This is a genomic window from Brachyspira sp., from assembly GCF_050873525.1.
Classification (GTDB): domain Bacteria; phylum Spirochaetota; class Brachyspiria; order Brachyspirales; family Brachyspiraceae; genus Brachyspira.
This window is the reverse complement of sequence record NZ_JBNMIZ010000003.1, coordinates 1-24540: the sequence shown is the minus strand read 5'-3', so window position 1 is coordinate 24540 and position 24540 is coordinate 1. Positions and strand designations below refer to the sequence as shown.

Genomic DNA, 24540 nt, shown 5'->3' with positions numbered 1-24540 from the left:
TATTTTCTAAAATCGATTATTTAAATTTATTATTTAATACTCGCCACTCCCTGAACATTATAACCTTGCATAATTTCCGCCGTTGATACTACTTTATATTTTCCAATATTCTTCGCTATAAACTGATACAACGGGCGTCTTATTAAAGGCGAAGTCAAAAATACTATTTCCCCTACTCCAGATTCGTTTACCAATTTTATCGCGTCTTTTATATTTTTAATCAAATTCTGCATGCTTTCAAAACTCATAGCTATCATTTGACTGCCTTGCAAATTTCCCGTATTGACGAGATTTTGGGCTATATTATTTTGCAACTGCTGGCTAAATGTTATAACTCTAATATTTTTATCCGCATCCGCAATCATTTGAGATATCTGAGGAGCGAGTCTGCTTCTCACAAGTTCGGTAGCCTGTTCGCTTCCCATAACCGAAATTGCATCGGCGATTCCTTCGAGTATTGCCACATTATTTTTAATAGGCACTTCTTCTTGCAAAAGATTCTGCAAAACTTTTTGTATATATCCGCGCGGGCTTTCGTTATGAGGTTTAGCCGCCAATATTTCGGATACAAGCTCTTTATTTTCGTCTTTGATTCTATCGAGCATTTCTTGAACTTCTTCTCTGCCGATAATAAGATTCGCGTTTCTTTTGATTATTTCACTAAAATGAGTCGCTATAACGGTGCTTGGCTCGAATAAAGTAAATTTTTTCTGTTCGGCATTATGTCTTTCATCTACTTTAATCCAATAAGCAGGCAAACCGAATGCTGGCTCTTTTACCATTTCCGCTTCTTCTGTAGGTTTTTCTTTAGACTCCGAATTCAAAGCCAAAAGCATAGTAGGACGAACAAAATTTTTAGCCATTTCGACTCCGTTGATACTTATCGTATATTCGTCTGGTTCTATAGCCTGATTGTCTACAATGCGAACGGGAGGAACCGCCAACCCGATTTCTAAAGCCAATTCTCTACGAACTCGGCTTATTCTATTTATCAAATCTCCGCCTTCCGATTCCAAAGCCAAAGGAATTAAAGAAGTTCCAACCGAAAGTTCCACTTTTTCAACTTTTAGCAGAGGCGTAACATCCAAAGGTCCCTGCTGAGTTTGTTCTGGAGTTTCCGCTTTACTTCCGTCTTCGTTAATTCCAAGTTCTTTTTGTTCTTTCCTCATTAAATATCCCGCTAAAAATAAAGCTAAAGATATAACGAGCAAAGCGGGTTTTGGGAATCCGGGCAAAATCATTAAAAAGAATGCGAATCCAGAACCAATGAATAAATTTTTAGGCTTGGCGAATATTTGAACTGCAATTTGAGTCGATAAATTATCTTCGCTGCTGCTTCTTGTCACCAAAAGTCCAGTAGCAAAACTCATAAAAAAAGAAGGAATCTGACTAACCAAACCGTCTCCGATTGTAAAACGCGTATATGTGTCAATCGCCTGATTAAAAGCCTCGCCTCTCATAGTCACGCCGATTATAAATCCGCCGACTATATTTATTACGGTAATAATCAAACCAGCAATTACATCGCCTTGAACGAATTTTGAAGCTCCGTCCATAGTTCCATAAAAATCGCTCTCTCCTCTAATTTTCTTTCTTTTGTCTTCTGCCTCTTTATCTGTAATTGCTCCCGCTTGAAGTTCGCTTTCAACCGCCATCATTTTTGAAGGCATGCTGTCGAGCGCAAATCTTGCGGCAACTTCCGAAACTCTCGTAGCGCCTCTCGTGATAACTACAAATTGAACTATTATAAGAATAATAAATATTACCACTCCGACAACGACATTTCCCGAAACTACGAAATTGGCAAAAGCGGTAATTACTTTTCCGTCAAAACTTTCTCCTTGAGTTAAAATCGCTCTCGTAGTCGAAACATTTAAAGCGAGTCTGAACGCCGTCATAACGAGCAGAACAGAAGGGAATACGCTAAAATCACTCGCACTTTTTATACTCAAAACCATAAGAAGTATTAAAAGCGAAATTATTATATTTATTACAAGAAGCAAATCCAAAATAAATGTAGGCAAAGGTATGATTAACATCATGATAACCATAACCGCCGCTACGGCAAACATAACATCCGTATGTCTTCCTAAATTATTGGCATTAGGTATTTTGAAAGGAATATTCATTTCCGCCATTTTTTATCTCCTACATCGCTCTCGACATTTTTTCATCGCGTATTCTATAAACTTCGCCGAGTATTTTAGAAACGACATGAAAAAGTTTTTCGGGAATATATTTTCCTATATCCACATTATAAAATAATTCTCGAGCCAAAGGTTTATTCTCCACTATTTCAATTTCGTTTTCTTTGGCTATTTCTTTTATTCTTAAAGCTATATTATCCGCTCCTTTTGCGGTTACCATAGGCGCATAATCTCCGTTATTATATTTCAAAGCTACGGCAAAGTGAGTCGGGTTCGTTATTATAACATCCGCTTCTGGCACGGCTTTAAGCATCGTTCGGTTTACTATTTTTCTTGCCATTTCCTGCAACTGACTTTTTACCAAAGGGTCGCCTTCCAATTCTTTAACTTCTTCTTTCATTTCATACTTTGTCATTTTCAAACTTTTTATATGCTGTCTTCTTTGAAAGAAATAATCGAATACGGAAACTATTATTAAAAACACGATGACTTTTGCAAGCATTTCCAAAACTATAAAGAAAAATACATTCATCGCTTGTGACAATTCCATGTTAATCATATTAAAGAGTTCGTTTCGTTTTCCGTTTATAGTGGTAAAAGTAAGAATTGCTATGACAATCATTTTAAAAAGTATTTTCGCAAGATTCATTAAATTTTGAGGAGACACAAAAACTCTCTCTTTGAAATTCGTCCAAGTTGGAGCGATTCTTTTAAAATTAGGTTTTAATTTTTTTACGGTAAATAAAAATCTCGTTTGAGCTAAATTGATTCCGACTCCGACTATTAAAGCGGCAAATAAAATTATTCCCGCCGTTTTTGCCACTAAAAATATTATATTCAAAAATATATCTGGCATAGCATTTAAATTTATTGTGCTGTCGGCATCAGATATTTTATTTATAATTTCCATAAAAAACTGTCCTACCGTATGCGTCAAATATCCCGCCAAAATAAATATTAATCCTATAGTCACCGCCAATACCAAAGTTTGATTTATTTCTACGGAATTTACTACTCTACCCTCTTCCTCTCTCGCTCTTCTCTTTTTTCTTTCGGTTGGTAATTCAGTTCTTCCTTCATCTTCTGGAGATGCAAATAAAGTTAAGACGAAACCCTTGCCCGTTAAATGCAAATATTTTCTGTATAGTCGAGCCTTACATTTAATTAATATTTCAAATAAAATTTCTAAAATAAATTTAATCATATAGTTCCTCCCGATAAGAAAGTTATTATATGATTGACATCCGATATTGTAGTTTCAAGTATCTTCATGAAATTAGAAACCAAAGCTGGTATAAGTATATAATATGCCACAACTCCGACTGCAATTTGCATGGGAAAACCCAGCATTAATATATTCATTTGAGGAGCGGCTTTCGCTAATAAACCCAAACTAATAGAGAGTAAAAATAAAGTTAACATTATAGGCAAAGCGAGTGAAAGCGCTATTGAAAATAAAGAACTCATATAATAAATCATTCTGTCTATGATTCCTTGAAAAGAAGAAGTAAATACCGATTTTGAAGCCTCGCTTAAAATTGGCAAAGCCTCGAAACTATAATATAAAGTCCTTATAATCCAATTCTGTCCGTTTATCGCTATAAATATTAATATAACTACCAAAGACTGAAGCTGTCCTAAAACGGGAACATTTACTTGTGAAATCGGGTCAACGGTTTCCGAAACTCCGAATCCCATTTGAATTTCAAAAAAGTTCGCCATAACCTGATATGCTGCGAATATAATCGACATTAAAAATCCGATTAATATTCCTATAAGCGCTTCGTTTAATAGAGTCAAAAAATATCCAACAAAAGTAGAAGCGGCTTGAATCGAAGTGTCTGCAATCAAAGGAAATATCGCAGCCGTTGCCACAAATGCGAGTCCGATTTTAATAGTATTAGGAATAACATTTGAAGAAAATAACGGAGCTACCATAAGTATAGCTAAAAATCTCACCATAATGAGCAGGTAAATCTGAAAGAAATTAACAAAGTTGTCCATTATCAATCCTAATATTTAATCTCGCTTTTATTTATTCTTTTTATTTTTTATCTTATCTATCTCGCTATCGTTGGCAAAATACTAAACAATCTAACCGTAAATCCGCTTATATAATTGAGCATCCAAGAAGCCAAAAAATATATAACCGTAAGCATCGCAATCATTTTTGGAACAAATGTTAAAGTCTGTTCCTGAATACTCGTAGTAGCCTGAAGTATCGATATAATCAAACCGACTAATATTGAAACTCCAAGTATCGGGGCAACAAGCATCATGAATGTCCATAAAGTCCCTTGAACCAAATTAACTATCGAAGTATCGCTCATAATCAAATCCTTTTTTCAAATTAAATTTTTTTTATATAAATTCTAAATTTCTTTTTAACCCTTTATTAAATTCATTAAAATAAAAAACTATCTAAAACTTTGCACCAGCTGAAGTATCAATAATTTCCAACCGTCAACCGCCACGAATAAAATAATTTTAAGCGGCAGAGATATCATAATCGGCGGAAGCATTATCATACCCATAGCCATCAAAATCGAAGCGACAACCAAATCGATAACTATAAACGGTATGAATAAATAAATTCCCATTTTAAAAGCAATCGTAAGTTCGTTTATTATAAATGCGGGAATCACAACCATCGTTGGAATTCTATTTAAATCTTCAACCGTTTGAATTTCTCTCAATCTTATATTTGTGTCGCTTATGCTTAAAAATAAATCCAGACTTTTCATTCCGTTTTCGCCTCTTAAAGAATTAAACATAAACATTCTTAAAGGCTGAATTCCTCTTCCGTATAAATCGTTTACTCCAATCGAACCGTTTAAATAAGGCTGCAACGCGTCTCTATTTATTTGAGTCAAAGTCGGCATCATTATAAAAAATGTTAAAAATAAAGAGAGTCCCATTATTAAAGCTCTCGGAGGAGTTTCCTGTAAAGATAAAGCTCTTTGAACAAAATTCAAAACTATAGAAACTCTTATAAAACTCGTTGTCATTATTATAATCGAAGGAGATAAAGATAATATTGTGAGCAAAAATAAAATTTGAAGTCCCAAGCTAACCTGCTGCGGAGTTTGGGCTTCTGCGATATTTAAATCAATAGTCGGTATAGGCATTTGAGCGTAAATCGTATTTGAAAGAAACAAACCCAATATTAAAATAATCGTAAAAATTTTCCTCATACTTTTTTAATCCTAGTTTTTCCAACTCATTAAATATTTATTAGTTAAAGTTAACATATTATTAAAATTAAATCAAGTATTATGTTAACTTTTTTTTTAAAAACATTCTAAAAAAGCCTTATTTTACTGTATTACATTACAGTAAAAGCCCCATAAAATAACAATTATAGTAATTTCCGCCAAAATAAAAAAATTTTTTTATCTCGCCTTCGATTTCAAAACCAAATTTTTTATACAATTTAAGCGCTCTTTCGTTATCTATTCTAACGGTTAATTCTATCTTTTTTATAGAATTTGATTTGCAATATCCAATCGCGTAATCCATCAATTTTTCTCCGATTTTATTTCCCCAATAATTTTTTAAAACCGTTATTGCCAAATCCACTCTATGTTTTATTCTAATTTTATTTACTCCTTCGATACTGCAAATTCCAACTATTTTATTTTCAATTTCGTATAAAAACATTTTTTCAAGAATCGAATTTTGTATATTTTGCAAGAATTCTTTTTCTTTCTTCACGGTAAAATTTCTTTCGCTCGAATCGGAAATTAAAAAGTCAGTTTCATCGGATACGATTTTTATATATTCAATGACATTTTCGGCGTCTTCAATATTCGCTTCTCTTATCAGATAATTCATACAAAACCTTATTAAATAATATTAGAATTATGTAAACTATATTATGATAACCTATTTTGATAATTTTGTAAATATGAATTTTTAACAAAAAATTATTTTTTTTATTTTACCTCTTGCATTTGATTCGGTTATAATATATGATAGACTTGATGAAATAAAATAGTAATTATTCATTATTATCAGACTCCTAACACTATTACGATGGGCTTATAATTCCTTTTATAAGCCCATTGGTATTTACTCACCTAATTATTTTTATGTGTTCTCGGAATATAAAAAATCTCTAAAATAATTCGGATAATCTATTTCAAATTTCATTGTCTCTTTTGTAATCGGATGCATAAATTCTATTTCTTTTGCCATAAGCATTAAACCGCCATATTTTGAAAAACTTTTTGAATATATTTTATCGCCAGCGACTGGAAAACCTTTATAAGAACAATGAACTCTTATTTGATGCGTTCTGCCCGTTTTTAAATTTATTTCCGCCAAAGTATGATTTTTGAATCTCCTTAAAACTTTAATATATGTCAATGATTCTTTTCCGTCTTCTCTAACCGTCATTTTTTTTCTGTATAAATTATGTCGTCCAATCGGCAAATTAATTTCCAAAAAATTTTCTTTAAGCAAACCTACCAATATTGCATGATATATTTTTTTTACCGTTTTTTTTCTAAACTGCTCTTGAATACTCAAAACTATATTTGCGTTTTTGCCTACTATAATAATTCCCGAAGTATCTTTATCGAGTCTATGAATTATTCCAGCCCTCTTTTTGCTTCCCTTAAAATCAAAATCTTTTATATGATAAAGCAAACCGTTTACCAAAGTTCCGCTCGTTTCGGAAGACGAACAATGAACGCTCATATTCGCTGGTTTATTTATCACGAGTAAATATTTATCTTCGTATATTATATTTAGCGTAATATTTTCGGGTTTCGGTTCTTCGCAGGAATTTTCTTTAATAAAATTTTTTTCATTTTCTACGATTATAATATCGTTTAATTTTAAAGAATAAGATAATTTTTTTTGCTGTCCGTTTACTAATATAAAATCCAAATAATTTTTTATTTGAGAACGAGTTATATTAAGTTTTTCGCTTAAAAAAATATCGAGTCTTTTATTTGCATCCTTTTCGTTTTCTATTTTAAAAAAACTTTCTTCATTGTTTGACATGCTTATATGATTATAAAGATTGATTTTCGTCTTCTTTAATCGTTTCTTCGGTTTCTATTTTATTTTCAAAATCTTCTTTAAATAAAAATACTCCAATCGCTATAACTACAATTCCTATTGTGATTGAAGCGTCAGCAATATTATAATGATACGGAAATCTAATCGTTTCGTTGAATCCCATGCTTATAAAATCGGTAACATATCCGCGCATAATTCTATCAACCAAATTACCGATAGCGCCGCCCAAAACCATAGTAAAACCAATCATTGAAAATTTTTGTTTTTTCGGATTAATAGAAAGCATGATAAAAATTATTAGAATCATAGCGGCTGCCACAATGATTTTCAAAATCAGAGGCATAATATTTTTAATCGCTTCGGGCAAATTATTCAAAAATCCGAAAGCGACTCCGTAATTTCTCGTATATGCGAAAACTAAAATATTGCCGATAATGTTTTTCATGTATATCGGTTGTATAAATTTTTCCACAAAATATTTTGAAACTATATCTACTATAAATATTAGTATAGAAATTAAAAAATATATTTTCTTCGCTTTTATTTCGGTTAATATTTTTTTCATTATTTTTCTGCCGTTTAATAAATTATTTAACTTAATTGGACTTAATAATAATCGATATTAATAAAAATTACAAGACTTTATAAAATAAAAATATAATCGTTATAATTTCAATAAAAATAACAACATATTGTTTAATTATAAAATATAATATATAATTAATTTAATTGTTAGAAAATTAAAACTTAAAATTATTAGAAAAGGAGAATTTTAATGAAAAACATAACTATAAAAATAAAAGGCATGGGCTGTCAAAATTGCGTCAATGCAGTTACGGAAAGTTTAACCGAACTTGACGGAATAAATAAAGTTAATGTAAGTTTGGAAAAAGAATCCGCAGAAGTGGAATTTGACGAATCAAAAATAAACGCTGATAAAATGATAGAGGCTATTAAAGAATTGGAATACGAGGCTTCGGTTTGATTTATGTTCGCTTTTATAGAAGGCAAGGCTCAAATAATTTCGGAAAATCTTATCGCCGTTTTATGCGGAGGAGTCGGTTATGAAATCAATGTGTCGAAAAAATTAAAAGTTGAAAATAACAAAAATATAAGATTATATACTCAACTTATTCACAAAGAAGATTCTATGACGCTTTACGGTTTTGCCACGCGGGAAGAAAAAAAATTATTTTCCACTTTAATGGCTACTTCTGGAGTGGGACCAAAATTGGCGATGGAAATTCTTTCGACTTATTCCATAAACGAAATAATGCATATTTTATTCAATAAGGATATTTCAATGCTAAAAAAAGTTTCGGGAATGGGACTAAAAAAAGCGGAAAAATTATTATTCGAGCTGCGGGACAAAATAGAAAAAATCGACATAAATATTTCTTCGGCAAAACCTTATAACGATAACGAAAGCGATGTGATAAAGGCTTTAATTTCTTTAGGTTTTTCAAATTCCGAAGCGATTAAATCTTTGTCAATTATAGAAAATAAAGAAAACATGAACGCCGAAGATTTGATACGAGAGGCTTTAAGAAATTTGAATTCTATATAATTAAAAATTAATTATAAATATTATATTTTCCAATTTTATTTATTAGTTTTTTATATTTGATTTTTTTATAATTATGCTTACTTTAATTAAATTAAACTTTCCAACTTAAACTCTCTTCCTGCATAGAAACAAGTTTTGAATATAAAGAATTATTTTGCATAAGTTCGTTATGTTTTCCTTCTTCCAAAATTTTTCCATTATCTAAAACTATTATTTTATCGGCATCTCTTATAGTTTTCAATCTATGCGCTATAACAATAACGGTTTTATTTTTAATAAGATTTGATATCGCCGTTTGAACTAAACTTTCGTTTTCGCTATCCAAAGAAGAAGTTATTTCATCCAATAATATTATCGGAGCGTCTTTGAGTAAAGCTCTCGCTATTGAGATTCTCTGCCTTTCGCCTCCCGATAAAGTCTCGCCGTTTTCTCCAAGCATCGTATCATAATCGTCTTTCAAATTGCTTATAAATTTATCGCATTGAGATAATTTTGCAGCTTTATAAATTTCTTCTTTCGTTGCATTTCGTTTTCCGATTTTTATATTATTATAAACGGTATCGTTAAATAAAATTACATCCTGAAAAACTATAGAAATATTTTTTAATAAAGCTTCAGGCTCTATGGTTTTAATATCGATTCCCCCGATTGTTATATTTCCTTCTTGCAAATCCCAAAATCTTGCGGCAAGTTTAGCCAAAGTCGATTTTCCGCTTCCGCTTTTTCCGACTATAGCCGTCACTTCGTTTTGTTTTGCTTCAAAAGAAACATTTTTTATAACTTGATTATTGTCGTCTTTGTAAGAAAAACCTGCATTATTAAAAACTATATTAAAATTATTTAATTCTATATTCTCTTTTCCATTTTGTATTTCTATATTTTCTATCGCTCGCATTCTTTTATATATAAGTTTAAGCATAAATATTTCCGCTATTCTGTTTAGCATAATTTCTATAGGCGAATATATTCTTGAAGCGATTAATAAAAAAGCTATATATTTATAAATCGTTATTTCGTTTCTTATAAATAAATAAGCTCCGACAAATATCGTCAAAGATATTCCAAATTTCAATATCGCGTTTCCAGACATTACAAAAGTTCCAGTTACAACTTCGGTTTTAAGGGAAGCGTAAAATTCTTTTCTTAATTTTTCTTTAAGAGTTTTCAAATAATCTTTTTCTATATTATATGATTTTATTATTTTCACGCAGTCCAAAGCCTCTTGAATCGCATCCGAAGATTGATTTTTAATATCTAAAGCTCTGTTTCCATATTTTTCCATTATTCTTCTGCTGGCAAACACTATAAATATAGCTACAGGAAAAACTATCGCTACGCTTAATCCCATTTTAAAATCAAAAATTAAAAGCATAACGGATATTAGCGCTACGGTTATCGCCGAACCTATAAGTTGAGGAACGGCATGCGACATTATATGTTCGACTATAGTTATATCTTTCATTAATGTATTTGTAAATTCAACCAAATCTTTTTTTTGAAAGAACGATAAAGGCAGTTTTCTAATCGTTTCAGCCATACCGACTCTTTTTGCGGAACTTTCCGAATATACCGAAATATATAAATATTTGTATTGAATATAAAAAGCGATGTATATACAAAAAGCTATCAATAACGCTATTAAAATATACGCTATAACATTTCCGCTCGTATATTCTTTTGATTCTATAATCGGTTCTATAAAAATTTTTAAAACCATGAACAATACGCTAATGGAAGCCATTAAAGTTATATCGTATATTACAGACCAAAATACAGCCTTTCTCATATCTTTTACTCCGTTATCGGACAACATAAACATATTTTTAAGCATAAGATTTTCTCCTTTTTTAGAAAATAATTCTTTATTGTTTTTTTACGCTCCAATTTAAAGCGTTTTTATAATTATCATACATACTCTTATATTTTCCGTTTAATTCTATAAGTTCGTTATGATTTCCCCTTTCTATTATTTTTCCATTATCCAAAACCAATATTAAATCGGCGTCTTTTATAGTCGATAATCTATGAGCTATCATTATTACGGTTTTATTTTTTATTAATTTATTAAGCGCCAAATGTATTTGATATTCGTTTTCTGGGTCGGCAAAAGATGTCGCTTCGTCAAAAACTATTATCGGAGCGTTTTTCAATATCGCTCTCGCTATTGATAATCTTTGAACTTCTCCGCCCGACAAATAAACTCCTTTAGCTCCTATTTTTGTATTTATTCCATCTGGAAATTTATTTATTATATCTTCGCATTGGGCAAATTCCATAGCTTTAATAACTTCCTCTTTTGAAGCGTTTGGATTTCCATATTTAACATTTTCAAATAAAGTAGCTTTTAATAATTTTGAATCTTGAAAAACGAAACTAACCGTTTTCATTAATTGAGAATAATTTATATCTTTTATATTGACTCCGCCTATTTCTATAGAACCTTTATTTATATCGTAAAATCTCGGAATCAAATTCGCTATAGTGCTTTTTCCCGAACCCGAAACTCCAACCAGCGCCGTTATTGTATTTGGTAAAGCGTTAAAACTTATATCTTCTATTGCTGGAATATTTGTATTCTCGTATTGAAAAGTTACATTCTTAAAACTAATATCGAAATTATCAATTTTAATTTCTTCAGTTATATTTTCTAAAGGTTTTTCTTCCAATATTTTATAAATATCGTCCACCGCCATTTTTAACATAACCGATTGCGAATTGACATACATAAGTTTCATTAAAGTTAGAGAAACTAAAGCGCTTGCAATCGTATAAAATATAAAGCTTAAAACAAACGCTTTATAATCGCTGGTTTTAGTTATAAATATTAATCCGAATAAAATAAGAAAAAAGAAAGACGAATTTACTATGGCTATAAAAGACGACATTGGAACTCTCCAAAACATAGCGTATCTTTTAGCGTAATCTCCGTAATTCATTATGGAATCGTAAAAAGTTTTAAATGAAAAAGTAGTTTGCCCGAACGCTTTTATAACCGAAATTCCTCTCACATATTCTACGGCTATATTACTCATTTCACCCAAATATTTTTGATAAATCTCTATAAATTTGCCAGCTCCTTTATTTCCCATAAGAATACTTTGCATTATGAAGGCTATGATAATAGGAATTAAACAGGCTATAGCCATTCTATAATCGAAATATAAAAATAAAATTATTAAAGCTATCGGACTTACGAAAGCGTATGCTATATCGGGAATATTATGGGCGACAAAATTTTCTATCTCTTCCGAACTTACTTCTACCAGCTTTCTTATTTTACCGCTCGGATTTTTTATATGAAAACCCAAAGGTAATGAAATTATATGTTTCATAAGTTTTAATTTCGTGGAATGTATTGTAGAAAACGCGCTTATATGCGACAATAATAAAGCAGTCAAATATGCCGCCAAACTCAATAACGAAAATATTAAACTTATAGTTGCATAATGAGTTATAATTCCGTAATTATTAGAATATAATAATTCTTTTATAATCATATAAATAAAAATAAAAGGAAATACAACGAGTATCGAACTTATTATAGAAAATAAGCAGGACAGCAAAAGTAATATTTTAAATTTTCCCGCAAGTTCCATAAGTCTAAAAAACCAATGTTTCATAATTAATCTCCGTATAGATTTTATTGATTAAAAATTATTGTTAGAATATTCTAACATATAGGGTAAATTTTGTCAACATAGGTTTTATAAAATATAGAAATATTTTTATTAATAAAATAGGCTTTAAGAAATTTGAATTCTATATAATTATAAATCAATATTATGATTCTTTATAAAAATTAAATCGCAATGATTGTCCATAAGTTTTTTATAACCTTTGGAATTCATTAACTTTAAAATCTCGTCATAATTATCGTTATATTCTACGGTTATTAAACCGAACGAATATTTGTTAAAATCTATACTCTTTAATACATCCAATTCCCCGCCTTCTATATCCAAAGACATAAAATCTATATGATTAATATCTTTATAATTAGACATAAGTTCTTCAAATGTTATCGTGTCAACTTCGATATATTCCATATTGCTATCGCTTTCTTTTTCAATTCTTTCTTTATGTCCAGCCGTATTATGAGTATCCAGCACATCCAATACGCCGACTGTGGAAGTTAAAAATTTCGCTTTCCCAATATTTTCAGAACTCACGGCGCAATTATACAAATCGCATTTTCTGTTTTTCTTAAGCGCTTCAAAATTTTTCGGACTTGCCTCAACACAAAAACCGTTCCATCCTAATTTTTCAAATATATATGTATTGCTTAAATTTATTCCGTCATAAGCGCCTATATCGATATAAAAACCGTTCTTTTTATTTTTCAAACATAAGTAGGCTATAATATCCTGCCCATATTGTCCTTTAAAATCCAAACCGTAAGTATTAGACATTATATGCAAATCTAATAACAATGAATTGTTTTTTTCTGTAGATTTTAATAATAATTCTCTAATATTATTTCTTAATTGTTTAAACGGTATCCACCAAACTATTTTATCTATAACTTTTGAATCCATTATATATCCCCTTTTGTAAAGAATTTTTTATTTATGATTAAATTAAAATAACTATAAAATTTAAACAACTGCCTAAAGATTTTTATATTTAACGAAGAAACTATTAAATATAAACTTAAAAAATCATAAGAAAATGATTTAATATAATATTTATTTTTTGATAAATTGAATAAAAAGTTTAAATTACTCGCAAGGCAAGGCAAGGCAAGCGTCAAAAATACAGTGTAAATCTTAATCATAATGGTAATATTATAACATTGATTGAATTTTTTGTCAATAGGTTATGATAAAAAAATTAAAAAATTATAATTTTTCATTATCTGTTTGCAGTTTTAGAATTTCTTTGGTATTAAAGCCAGTTATTACTTTAATTATTTCAATATCTATATTTTCTTTTTTCAAATATTTAATTATTGATTCTTGTTCCTCTTTTTTACTTTCTTTTATCAGATTATTTATACTTTTTAATCTTTTTGCCATACTTACTTCGTCAAAATCGTATTTTTTCTCTTTCGCCATCATTATCGCCTGCCCGACTAAAAAAGCCTCTCTACGTTTATAAGCATTCATCAATTTTTCATCGGCTATAAATTCTTTATACTTCTTTATAGCTTTACGCATGATTTCATTTTCCGCTATTAATTCATCTTCAATTTCTTCCAAATTATCCGCCGTCAAAAATTTCATCCAAGTTGATAAATCCTTATTCATTTTTATTTCCTTAAATTTAATTTATTAAATAATCAGCTTTTCGATAATTCTTTATCTTCCACTTTTAACGGCTTGCTGTAAGAAAACATTAAAGTTCCGCCATGACTGTCGACATTGATAATATCTCCGTCAACGATATGCCCGAATAAAATTTCCGCGCTTATATAATCTTCAATTTCTTTCTGTATCGCCCTTCTCAAACTTCTCGCTCCGTATTTTTTGTCAAAGCCTTTGTCGATTATATAAAGTTTCGCTTCGTCCGTTAAATTGATTATTATATCTCTGTCTTTAATCGATTCATTCAATTCTTTAAGCATTATATCTATGATTTCTTTCAAATCTTCTTTCGTAAGAGTATGGAAAACTATAATATCGTCTATTCTATTCAAAAACTCGGGATTAAAATTCTGTTTTAATTCTTCCAAAGCAAAATTCTTTATATCGTTAGAATCTTTTTCTTCTCCGATTGCATTGAATCCCAAAGAACTTCCTTTAACTATATCTCGCGCTCCAAGATTGCTCGTTATGATTATTATTGTATTTGAAAAATCAACTTTTCTGCCAAAATTATCGGTAAGCTGTCCTTCTTCCAAAACCTGCAAAAGTATATTTGTAACATCGGGATGCGCTTTTTCTATTTCGTCAAATAATATTAAAGAATAAGGTTTTCTTCTCACTTTTTCGGTAAGTCCGCCGCCTTCTTCATAACCTACATAACCAGGAGGCGCTCCTATCAATCTGCTAACCGCAAATTTTTCCATAAATTCGCTCATATCGATTCTTATTAAAGCATCACTATTTCCAAACATGAATTCCGCCAAAACTTTTGCAAGCGCTGTTTTTCCGACTCCCGTAGGTCCCAAAAATATAAAACTTCCCAAAGGTTTTTTTGTGGCTTTAAGTCCCGCTCTGCTTCTTCTTATCGCTTTAGAAATTGAAGAAATTGCCTCTTCCTGTCCGACTACTTTTTTATGCAATTCTTCTTCCATATCAATAAGTCTTTTGCTTTCCGCGTTAAGAAGTCTTTTAACGGGAATATTGGTTATTTCGGAAATTACATTTCTTATATCGTCTTCTTCGATTAAAGTTTGAATTTTATCTCTTTCTTCACGCCATTTTTTCTGTTTTTCGGCAAGTTCGTTTTTCAAATCGTCTCTTTTGTTTTTCCAAATTTCCGCGTCCTCGAATTCCTGCATATCGGCGCATTTTTGTTTTTCGGCATCAAATTCTTTTATACGCTCTTCCATTTCTTTAAATTCCGCTGGCATAGTCATATTGATTAATCTCGCTCTCGAACCCGCTTCGTCAATCAAATCAATCGCTTTATCGGGTAAATATCTTTCGGTTATATATCTTTTGCTTAAAACTACCGCCGCGTTTATTGCCCCGCTCGTATATTTTACATTATGATGTTCTTCGTATTGCGATTTTATTCCGTTTAATATTTCAATAGCGTCTTCAATATTTGGTTCTTCCACAGTGACAGGCTGAAATCTTCTAACCAAAGCTCCGTCTTTTTCTATATATTTTTTATATTCGTTAATAGTAGTAGCTCCGATACATTGAATCTCGCCTCTTGAAAGCGCGGGTTTTAGCATATTTGCCGCATCCAAAGCTCCTTCAGAACCTCCCGCTCCGATTAAAGTATGAAGTTCGTCTATAAATATTATAACATTGCCCGATTTTTTTATTTCCAAAACTATATTTTTTATTCTCTCTTCAAATTCTCCTCTGTATTTTGTCCCGGCGACTACGGAAGATAATTCCAAAGTTAGAACTCTTTTTTTAAGTAGTATATCTGGAACATCGCCCGCAACTATTTTTTCCGCCAAGCCTTCTACTATCGCGGTTTTTCCAACTCCAGGTTCGCCAAGAAGTATAGGATTATTTTTCTTTCTTCTCGATAATATTTGAACGGCGCGCATTACTTCGTTTTCTCTTCCTATAACTTTATCCAAAGCTTTTTCTCTTGCAAGTTTAGTCAAATCTCTTGCAAATTGGTCGAGAGTCGGAGTTTTTACTTTTCTAACTATTTCTTCCTGCTGATTCGTTTGGCTGTTGGAATTTGTGGCTATTCCGACTACTCCAATCATTTTCATTATTTCCTGTTTCAAAGGATTAAGTTCTATTCCAAGACTCGTAAGAACATTATAGGCTATTCCGTCTTCTTCTCTCAATATTCCCAAAAGTAAATGTTCCGTTCCTATATAATTATGTCCGAAAGCCTTTGCCTCTTCCGCCGAAAAAGCGATTAATCTTTGAACTCTCGGAGAGGATGGAATTTGTCCGTATAATTTTGTATTTGAAGAAGATTTAGCCATCGAAATTTCCAATTCCGCTTTTAATTTATCCAAATCCACTTTTAAATTTCTTAAAGATTTTATTGCTATAGATTCTGGTTCACGAAGCAATCCTAACAAAACATGCTCGGGAGTCACTTGGTCATGATTTAGTCTTTTCGCTTCTTCTTGAGAGTAAAAATCTATAACTACTTTAGCTCTTTTGGTTAAATGAAACTGCCACATATTTCTATCCTAATTTAGCCTATTTTACAACTTTAATCTATTATATATCAAATATATTATTTTTCAATAATCAAATAATAAAAAAGAAGATGAAATATAGATTTATTATAATTATCGGCTATAATAAAAAAAATATTCTATAAATTATTTACAAAAAGATATAAATCAAATAAAACTGTTATTTGAAACATTAACTACGGGAACATCGACTCTGTTATTCGAAGCCGTATTATTGGTAGTATTTTTATTTTCATTTATATTTACGGAAAATAACAACGAAAATGCTAATACCATAATTATAGCGATTGATAAAACGAAAGAAAGCCTAGCGGAACACATAAAAGAATATAATTTATTAGAAATTTTATCTTCGTCAATATCTCTTATATTTACCGCTCTTGCTCTTTGCAAAAGATAATTCCATTCTTTTTCAGGCAAATCTGGCAAATCAAAATAAGATTTTCTTTTTTCTATTCTGTTTTTAAATCGTATAATTTCATGTAGTTTCATAAAAGAGTCCTTTCTTTTTCTAATAACGATTTCATTTTTTTAAGGGCATAAGAATAATTACTTTTAGCCGAATCGCATGATATATTAAGTATATTGGCGATTTCTTTATATGAGTAATTTTCATAATACCTCAATATAAACACATCTCTTTGTTTTCCCTTTAATTTCATAGAAGCGCTATATATTTTTTCCTGCAAATATACTCTTTCATATTCTTTTTCCGTATTATATCGGATATCGTCAGCCATTTCCAATTTTTCAAGATAAGGAGATTCTCTTCTATAAGCTTTTGAAAACATATTGATAGCCGTATTGCTTATTATTCTGTATAGCCAGCCTTTAAAATAGTTTCTCTCTTCATATCTTCCGATGGCTCTATAAACGCGAATCAAAACATCCTGCGTCAAATCCATAGCGTCTTCATAATTATGCATGAAACGGTAGGATATATTGAAAATGTAACTTTTATATCTCGTTAATAATATATCCAAAGCTTCATTATTGCCTTTCTTATATTTTTCTATAAGCTCGTAATCTTTTAGAGCTTCCAACGATTCTTTTTCTTTTATTTCCATTCTACGCAAACTCCAATTTTAAATTTTATTTTTTTATTCTTTATATCTTATTTTCAATTATTTAATTTTTAATTAATTTATTATATACTATTATAACAAAAAAATATATATAAAGTAAAATCAAGCCATATAATTTTTATCGTCTTTTTTTGGAATATTTATATTAGATTTCTCAAATATATTGCCCGAATTTACTTTTTCTTTTTTATCGAATACTTCTTCAATATCGCTTCTTGTGAGAGTGAGCGAATTTCCTTTTATTCCGTCCAAATTGAAAAGTATATTAACCATTGCAGTTTCCACTATGCTTTTTAAGGCTCGCGCTCCCATATTCATACTTAAAGATTTATCGGCTATATAATTTATCGCATCTTCGTCTAATATCAAATTTTTTCCTATGCTTTTAAAGAAATCGGTATATTTTTTTATCGGCGACTCGGAACTCTTCATTAAAATATCTTTCAAATTTTCTTTAGTAAGTTCGTTAAGAGTGACAATTATCGGTATTCTTCCTATGAATTCTGGAATCATTCCGTATTTTTCAACATCTTTAACATCAACTTGACTCAATATTTTATCTTTTTGCAGTTTATTTTTATTCAAAATGGCGTTAGAACCGAAACCGAGTCCGCTCTCGCCTTTTAATCTCATTTTTATTATATCGTCCAAACCTACAAAAGCGCCGCCGAATATAAATAATATATTTTTTGTATTCATAATTATTCCATCGCTCGAATGCATCATTCTTCTGTCTCCAAATTCTGGAACTCTTATATCTTCTCCGTTCATCATAGAAAGCAAAGCTTCTTGAACGGCTTTATCGGAAGGATTGCCCGTTGTCGATTGATGAGGTTCAGCTTTCGCTATTTTATCAACTTCGTCCAAAAATACTATTCCGTATTGCGCTTTTTCCAAATCTCCGTTAGCTTTTCTGTATAGATTATAAAGAACGACTTCCACATCGTCTCCAACATATCCCGTTTCCGTGAGAGTCGTTACATCCGCTCTTGAAAACGGAAGCCCTAATATTTCCGCCAAAGTTTTTACCAAATAAGTTTTGCCGACCCCCGTAGGACCTATCATAAGTATATTTGAGCGAAAAGGAATATCTTTATTTCCGTTAATTCTCAAACAATGCAAATATGCATGAACGGACAGCGCTTTTTTAGCTTCGTCCTGCCCGATAACTTTTTTATCAAGTTCGTTTACTATTTCTTTCGGAGTTAGAATATTAAATTCTTTTGAAGCTTTTTTTCGCGCTCCCGTTTTAATATCTATAATAACCGAATTATTTATATTTTCAGCGTTGATAATTTCGGATATAATATCGTATTTATCTTTTTCCAAAAACGCAAAAACTACTTTAGAATTAACGAAAGTCACCAAAGTATTTGTAACTTCGAGCAAACCTATACTCGGATAAGGTTCATGCGACAGAGTCAAAATTCCCGAAGATAATAATTTTCCATCGTTTTCAAAATAATGATATTTGTTTATATAAATGTCGGAGTCAACTGTAATTAATTCCAAAATTCTTCTAACGGAAATTGCCGACATAGAATCGCCATAAATCGTATAAACGATAAGGCAGTATAATATAAATTTTTCATCCGTATTTAAATCTCGCTCTTCAATAAATCTTTCAATATTAAAATTATATTTCTTAAAAGAATGTATTTTCTTCAAATCGTTTTTCAAAGAATTTATTAAAATATTTACTTCGTTATTATTCGTATTTATAGTTTTTTCGTTATTTGAAGTAATTTCGTCTTCATAGCCTAAAGTTCTGTCAATATTATTTGATAGTCTTCTCGTCATGTCGTTTTTGTCGGATATAAGATTTAAAGTATAGACTATTTTTGTAACTATATCGAAATAAACTCTAAAAGCTTCTTCTCTGCTTGAATATTCATTTTTCTTCATTTTTAAATTTTCCTTATAATATCGTAATATAATAATTTATTATTTTATTTAATTTTATTTAAATTTATTTAATGCAAATCGCCGATTAAATCATATTCGGTATTATGTTTTATATCGGCTTTAATAATATCTCCGATTTTAATATTATTCATATTATCAGAATTTTTATAAACTTCAACATAACCGTCAACTTCGGGAGCGTCATAAATACTTCTTCCGATTATTTTATCGTCTTCGATTTTTTCAACCAAAACATCTATAGTTTTTCCTATAAGTCTTGATAATCTCTCTTCCGAAACTTCAATTGCCGTTTTCATCAATTTTTCTCTTAATAATAATTTTCTTCTATTATTAATTTTATTTTTATTTATTAGTAAAGCGTCCGTTCCGTCCTCTTCCGAATAAGCGAAAACGCCTACTCTGTCGATTTTAGCGTTTTTAATAAATTTCAAAAGCTTCTTAAAACTTTCAGCCGTCTCGCCGGGAAAACCCACAATAAAAGAACTTCGTATAACGGCATTATCGTCATAACCGCGAATTTTATCAATCATATTTCTATAAAATTTATATCCTCTGTTTCCCCTATTCATATCTTTCAATATATTTTTATCGACATGCTGCATAGGAATATCAAAATAAGGCAAAACTTTATCAATTTTGAAAAAAGATTCTATTATTTTATCGGTTAAAATCACGGGATTTTGATATAAAACTCTTATCCATTCTATTCCGTTTATTTTTGAAAGATTTTCAAGCAAATCGGGTAATGCGAGTTTATTATATAAATCGTATCCGTAATAAGTGGTTTCCTGCGCTATCAAATTAATTTCTTTCACTCCGTTTTGAGCGTAATTTTGAAATTCTTTCACGATATCTTCGATTTTTCGGCTTCTATGTTTCCCTCTAATTTTTGGTATCGCGCAAAAACTGCAATTTGCATGACAGCCATCGCTTATTCTTATATATGCGCTATGCGAACTTCCCGTATTTATTCTGCCCGAATATTCTTTATAAGATATATTTTCATTTGCATCATGAAAACCGTCTTTTTCTATCGCGTCCAATATATTATTAAGATTATGAATTCCAATCGCCGAATCAACTTCTTTAAACATTTCCAAAAAATTTTCTTTATATCTTTCGCTCATGCATCCAGAAACTATAAGCCTTTTGCATTTTCCGTATTTTTTATAAATCGAATGTTCGAATATAGAATCAATCGACTCTTTTTTGGAATCTTCTATAAAAGCGCAGGTGTTTATGATTATAATATCCGCTTCTTCGGGATTGTCTATAATATTATACCCTTTATTTTTAACTATGGATAAAATATGCTCGCCGTCAACCGTATTTTTTTCGCATCCCAAATTTTGTAAATATATATTATGCAATATGCTTTTCCTCAATCTAAATTAATCTAAATTAACAAACTAAATTAATAAATAAAATTTCTATCTCGTATCCGACATAATCAAATTATATTTAGTGGAATCGTTAAGATTTCTAACCCATTTTATAGTTTTATTTACGGTTTCTCCCGATTCTCCGACTTGGACGATTATTCCGCTTACTCTAACCGCGACTTGTCCAGCATCTCCTATAGTAAGCATTATAACATCTTCCGCCGTCAAATTTACGGCTCTTCCGCTCGATAAAGTTTCGGTGGACGGAGCGCTCGAATCTATAAAATATCTTAAATAAACCAATCCTTTAGCCGTTATTTCTATATTAATATTTGATTTTTCGATATTTTGAAGTATATAAGTTTCTCCGTCAATTACTTGCAAATTAGCGCTGGAAGGAATTTCATTTTGAATATTGCTTCCGACATTATTACTTCCAAAACCCGCGTTTATCATTTGATTTTCTTCAAGTCTTTCCATTTCTACCGTTGCCAAATTATCGTAAATTTCCAAAACATTTATCTTAAAATCGCTGATACCGTTTCCGCTCAAATCCAATATTATCGGACTGCTTTTTGATAGATGTAAATCCTGACCGTTAATATTTAAATCTATAACATTTCCTATGCGATAGAATTCGATATTTGCAGATATTCCCATAGGTTTAAAATTTACAATATCGCCAGCTTTGATATTTTGAGTCGATTTTGTATTATTTATATTCCGAACTATTTCAACTCCGTTTCTTTCGTTATCGTTTCTTCCCGAAATTCTATTATTATTTCTATTTACAAACCAAACGATTAAAGCTGCGATAACGACTAATATTGCAAGAACGACTATTATCGTAACCGCGGGAATTCTTTTTCTGCTGTTTTTTAATCTATCCAAATCTCTTCTTGTGGCGGTTAATAAATCGGATTCGGGATTGCTGATATTGTTTCGTATTTTAGGTTTCGCTTTATTAAATTCTTCGTTGATGCTTGAAATGGCAAGCATTCTGACTTCTTTTTCGGTTTCTTCTGCGGATGAAATTTGTTTTTCGTTATTTATATTATTAATATTTTCTTTATCCGCTTTTTCTCTTTTTCTTATTCTCGCCTCTCTTTTTACGGGCTTTATATTTTTATCGCTGTCTTTATATAATTCCTGTTCAAATTTATTTTCGTTTATTTGCAAATTATATCTTTCCAAAAGAAGTTTGGAATCCAAAGATAATTTATCGCTTAAATTTTTAATAAAACCTTTTACATATATTTCGCCGGGCAATTTATCGAATTCGTTATTTTCCAAAGCTTCTATATATCTTGCGACTATATGAGTAGTCTCTTCGAGTTTTTCTATTTTAATCCCTTTTTTCTCTCGAGCATTTTTTAATATTTCGCCTATAGTTTCCATTAAAAATCCTTTCGTTTAATAATCTCTAATTCCAATTATACTCAAATTTATATTTAATTATTCGGAACTAAACCGTCTTTTAATACCTGCATCTCTTCGGGTATTTCTGGCGTAAAAATTTTTTCGTCATATTTCACATTATATTTAATCGAAGTAAATAAATATTCTACTGGAGTATTTACAACGGATATTCCAAGTATTCTTATAATCATTCCGTCTCTATCGACCCATAAATGAATCGTAGGAAATCCCGTCCTGTCGACTCGCGCCTGTTTCGGAGTAAGAAGCATGTGATAGGCAAGTCGCGTATCTTCCGCCGTATATAAAGAACTGTCATAACCCGCAATATCCAATTCTTTTCCGTCAAAACTATTTATAGGTTTAAGTTCTCTTTCTTTATAGAAATTAAAATTGTATTTTGAAGTCAATCTTGAAATTCCAGCTTTAGTATAAATAGCTCCCGCATCACCGTAGCTCAAAGTCTGTTCGCTTACTATTTTTCTTTGAGGAATAATTATCCATAGAGTTTTGCCGTTGCAATAAATTTGCTGTCCGTTCGTTCCCGCGGAATATTCCAATTTAAATAAATTAGGATTCTTTGAAATAACATCGCCATAATTTATTCTGCTTCCGTTTCTTTCTACAAAAGTCGCGTAAAAATTATCTATAGTCGCAAATCTGTTTGAAATCATGCCGACTACTCTTTCGGGCGTCATTATCTGCGAAAATAAATTTACTTCAAATAGAATAAGCAAAATAAATAGTATAAATATAAAAACACACTTTCTCATTTTTCCAACTCTTAAAAAAATACTAATAAATAAATATAATTTTTATCTCTATATAATATAATAAAAAATATAAAAAACAAGAGTTTATTTTGAATTATAGTTTTTCTAAATTTTTATCATGAACGAGTTTGCATATTAATTTTAAATCGAATAAAGAAACATATTTGAAATTTCCCGTATATTCTTTTTCGTTTTTTCCCGCTATATTGATTGATAAATTTAAAGTGTATGGACCGATATATATTGAAGCATTATCTATTACTCCGTTTAAATCTATATCGCTGTCGTTTGGAATAAATTTTAACGAAACCGCCGACAATTCCGTCATTGTGGCATGGAGAATTCTATTATTTTTATCGTCTCTAAAAACCAAATCCGAATTCTCAAAATTATCGGTAGTCATATATTTTAATTTTTTAGGAGTCAATTTAGCCTTTTCCAATATTTTATTGAATCTTGCCAAAAAATCTTTCTCGTTAAAAGGCTTAATTAAAAAACCGATTGCTCCAGCTTCGAGCATATTTGTTATTAATTCTCTGCTCGCTTCTTCCGTATGAACGATTGTATGAACCGTATTATATCTGTCATCCGAACAAATAGATTTAGTTATATTTACTAATTCTTCATCGTCTTCTACAACATCGATAATCGCTATATTGAAAGGGCGTTTTCCAAGCGTATTCAAAATTTTATTTTTATCTTTCAAAGCGACTACATCAAAACCCGCCATAATCAATATTGACATCATGCTATCTTTAATTTTTGAATTCGACTCGTAAACCAATACTCTCATAAAAATACCTAAATAAAAAGTTAAGTTCTATTATATTATAGAAATAATTAAAATCAACGATATTTTTTATAAATTTTGAAAATGAATTATAAGATAGAAATAATATAAATTTGTTAGTTAACATATTACACATTATCGGAATATGCAACCTCTCTAATCTATAATAAAGCATATTATAACATACAAAAATAAAATGTCAATATCTAAATTATTAATATTATTTGCATTATTTTATGTATATTAATATAAAAAAATAGTAGTTTTCCAAAAAATTAAGTAGAATTTAATCATAATTTAATAATTCATGTTCCGATAATGTGTATTATGTTAACCTAAATTCAAATTAACGAGGAAAAATATTTATGAAAAAACTAATGAAATTTATTTTCAATATTGAACACAAAGGAATATATAGAATAACTACAATATTGGGAATAAGAATAACGACTAAATTATTAAAAGTTAAAGACATTGAAAAAATGTATGTGAAAATGGAGACTTATAAAATATATTCCAAATTAAAAAATAAATCTCTGAAAATAAAATAATAATTAAAGGAAATTTCTAATGAGGATATTATTTGATTTTAGAGTATGTGAAATAGACCCGTATAGAGGAATTGGGAGATATATTT

Annotated in this window: 22 protein-coding genes and 1 pseudogene; 3 read left to right on the top strand and 20 right to left on the bottom strand. The window is 30.2% G+C overall.

What is annotated here, in order from left to right; translation table 11 throughout:
* Positions 1–29: 29 nt before the first annotated feature.
* The 8 genes and pseudogenes from ACR0QS_RS00555 to lspA form a co-directional block, all read right to left on the bottom strand.
* Complete coding sequence (locus ACR0QS_RS00555; RefSeq protein ID WP_432631507.1) at positions 30–2129, bottom strand: flagellar biosynthesis protein FlhA; 2100 nt, start codon at positions 2127–2129, stop codon at positions 30–32.
* A gap of 19 nt (positions 2130–2148) precedes the next feature.
* Complete coding sequence (gene flhB / locus ACR0QS_RS00550) at positions 2149–3351, bottom strand: flagellar biosynthesis protein FlhB (protein WP_432631491.1); 1203 nt, start codon at positions 3349–3351, stop codon at positions 2149–2151.
* Positions 3348–4151, bottom strand: coding sequence for a flagellar biosynthetic protein FliR (gene fliR, locus ACR0QS_RS00545; RefSeq protein WP_432631490.1), 804 nt, complete (start codon positions 4149–4151; stop codon positions 3348–3350). The genes flhB and fliR overlap by 4 nt, the downstream gene beginning before the upstream one ends.
* Before the next feature lie 56 nt (positions 4152–4207).
* A complete protein-coding gene (fliQ, locus tag ACR0QS_RS00540) occupies positions 4208–4477 on the bottom strand; it encodes a flagellar biosynthesis protein FliQ (RefSeq protein ID WP_137998843.1) in 270 nt (89 codons plus the stop codon).
* Between the two features lie 87 nt (positions 4478–4564).
* On the bottom strand, positions 4565–5341 hold the full coding sequence (gene fliP, locus ACR0QS_RS00535) for a flagellar type III secretion system pore protein FliP (RefSeq protein WP_432631489.1): 777 nt from the start codon (positions 5339–5341) through the stop codon (positions 4565–4567).
* A gap of 136 nt (positions 5342–5477) precedes the next feature.
* The gene (locus ACR0QS_RS00530; protein ID WP_432631488.1) at positions 5478–5981 is read right to left on the bottom strand and encodes a GNAT family N-acetyltransferase; all 504 of its coding nucleotides are present in this window, start codon (positions 5979–5981) and stop codon (positions 5478–5480) included.
* A gap of 255 nt (positions 5982–6236) precedes the next feature.
* Positions 6237–7133 (bottom strand): annotated as a pseudogene (locus ACR0QS_RS00525) (RluA family pseudouridine synthase); the annotation flags it as partial.
* 34 nt (positions 7134–7167) lie between these two features.
* Positions 7168–7740, bottom strand: coding sequence for a signal peptidase II (gene lspA / locus ACR0QS_RS00520; RefSeq protein ID WP_432631487.1), 573 nt, complete (start codon positions 7738–7740; stop codon positions 7168–7170).
* Positions 7741–7950: 210 nt separating this feature from the next.
* Here lspA and ACR0QS_RS00515 point away from each other — a divergent pair, with 210 nt between their 5' ends.
* The gene (locus ACR0QS_RS00515; RefSeq protein WP_432631486.1) at positions 7951–8160 is read left to right on the top strand and encodes a heavy-metal-associated domain-containing protein; all 210 of its coding nucleotides are present in this window, start codon (positions 7951–7953) and stop codon (positions 8158–8160) included.
* A 3-nt stretch (positions 8161–8163) separates the two neighbouring features.
* The gene (gene ruvA, locus ACR0QS_RS00510; RefSeq protein WP_432631485.1) at positions 8164–8742 is read left to right on the top strand and encodes a Holliday junction branch migration protein RuvA; all 579 of its coding nucleotides are present in this window, start codon (positions 8164–8166) and stop codon (positions 8740–8742) included.
* Between the two features lie 91 nt (positions 8743–8833).
* Here ruvA and ACR0QS_RS00505 read toward each other — a convergent pair whose 3' ends face one another.
* The 12 genes from ACR0QS_RS00505 to ACR0QS_RS00450 form a co-directional block, all read right to left on the bottom strand.
* On the bottom strand, positions 8834–10573 hold the full coding sequence (locus tag ACR0QS_RS00505; protein WP_432631484.1) for an ABC transporter ATP-binding protein: 1740 nt from the start codon (positions 10571–10573) through the stop codon (positions 8834–8836).
* Positions 10574–10604: 31 nt separating this feature from the next.
* Positions 10605–12362, bottom strand: coding sequence for an ABC transporter ATP-binding protein (locus ACR0QS_RS00500; protein ID WP_432631483.1), 1758 nt, complete (start codon positions 12360–12362; stop codon positions 10605–10607).
* 147 nt (positions 12363–12509) lie between these two features.
* The gene (locus ACR0QS_RS00495; RefSeq protein WP_432631482.1) at positions 12510–13277 is read right to left on the bottom strand and encodes an FkbM family methyltransferase; all 768 of its coding nucleotides are present in this window, start codon (positions 13275–13277) and stop codon (positions 12510–12512) included.
* Positions 13278–13580: 303 nt separating this feature from the next.
* Complete coding sequence (locus tag ACR0QS_RS00490) at positions 13581–13988, bottom strand: hypothetical protein (RefSeq protein ID WP_432631481.1); 408 nt, start codon at positions 13986–13988, stop codon at positions 13581–13583.
* Positions 13989–14020: 32 nt separating this feature from the next.
* A complete protein-coding gene (locus tag ACR0QS_RS00485) occupies positions 14021–16513 on the bottom strand; it encodes an ATP-dependent Clp protease ATP-binding subunit (RefSeq protein WP_432631480.1) in 2493 nt (830 codons plus the stop codon).
* A 165-nt stretch (positions 16514–16678) separates the two neighbouring features.
* Complete coding sequence (locus tag ACR0QS_RS00480) at positions 16679–17023, bottom strand: hypothetical protein (RefSeq protein ID WP_432631479.1); 345 nt, start codon at positions 17021–17023, stop codon at positions 16679–16681.
* Positions 17020–17598 carry an RNA polymerase sigma factor gene (locus ACR0QS_RS00475; protein ID WP_432631478.1) on the bottom strand — a complete coding sequence of 193 codons (579 nt, stop codon included), beginning with the start codon at positions 17596–17598 and terminating at the stop codon, positions 17020–17022. Before ACR0QS_RS00475 ends, ACR0QS_RS00480 begins: the two co-directional genes overlap by 4 nt.
* 120 nt (positions 17599–17718) lie before the next feature.
* On the bottom strand, positions 17719–19521 hold the full coding sequence (gene clpX / locus ACR0QS_RS00470) for an ATP-dependent Clp protease ATP-binding subunit ClpX (RefSeq protein WP_432631477.1): 1803 nt from the start codon (positions 19519–19521) through the stop codon (positions 17719–17721).
* A 68-nt stretch (positions 19522–19589) separates the two neighbouring features.
* Complete coding sequence (gene rimO / locus ACR0QS_RS00465; RefSeq protein WP_432631476.1) at positions 19590–20912, bottom strand: 30S ribosomal protein S12 methylthiotransferase RimO; 1323 nt, start codon at positions 20910–20912, stop codon at positions 19590–19592.
* Between the two features lie 60 nt (positions 20913–20972).
* Complete coding sequence (locus tag ACR0QS_RS00460; RefSeq protein WP_432631475.1) at positions 20973–22322, bottom strand: helix-turn-helix domain-containing protein; 1350 nt, start codon at positions 22320–22322, stop codon at positions 20973–20975.
* Between the two features lie 53 nt (positions 22323–22375).
* The gene (locus ACR0QS_RS00455) at positions 22376–23038 is read right to left on the bottom strand and encodes a LolA family protein (protein WP_432631506.1); all 663 of its coding nucleotides are present in this window, start codon (positions 23036–23038) and stop codon (positions 22376–22378) included.
* 169 nt (positions 23039–23207) lie between these two features.
* Positions 23208–23906: a response regulator gene (locus ACR0QS_RS00450; protein WP_432631474.1), complete on the bottom strand. Its 699-nt coding sequence runs from the start codon at positions 23904–23906 to the stop codon at positions 23208–23210.
* 362 nt (positions 23907–24268) lie between these two features.
* Between ACR0QS_RS00450 and ACR0QS_RS00445 the strand changes: the two genes are divergently transcribed.
* Complete coding sequence (locus ACR0QS_RS00445; RefSeq protein ID WP_432631473.1) at positions 24269–24454, top strand: hypothetical protein; 186 nt, start codon at positions 24269–24271, stop codon at positions 24452–24454.
* Positions 24455–24540 lie beyond the last annotated feature (86 nt).